Annotated in this window: 1 protein-coding gene; it reads right to left on the bottom strand. The window is 62.5% G+C overall.

What is annotated here, in order from left to right; all coding sequences use genetic code 11:
• Positions 1-283, bottom strand: a 283-nt coding sequence (locus AC5RVN_RS17470) for a hypothetical protein (RefSeq protein WP_494138758.1), incomplete at both ends; no start/stop codon positions are given.

Raw genomic sequence — 283 nt, 5'->3', positions numbered from 1 at the left:
ACGTCTGCGGAGACGCCCCAGTCATCGGCCAGGAGCTGCTGGGCTTCCAGGGCCCAGGGCACGGAGACGCCGGAGGCGAGGATCTGGGTCCGGGGACTATCTTGCCTCAGTTCTTCGGCCTTCGCCGGGTTCAGCAGGTAGATGCCCTTGAGGACACCTTCGACGTCGAGTTCTTCGGGTTCTGCGGGCTGGGTGATGGGTTCGTTGTAGACCGTGAGGTAGTACATCAGGTTCCGGTCATCTGATTCCGGCCCGTACATGCGTTCGAGGCCGTGACGGATGA

This window comes from Arthrobacter sp. sptzw32 (assembly GCF_059089735.1).
The sequence above is the reverse complement of the archived record's forward strand: the minus strand, read 5'-3'. Positions and strand labels throughout refer to the sequence as shown.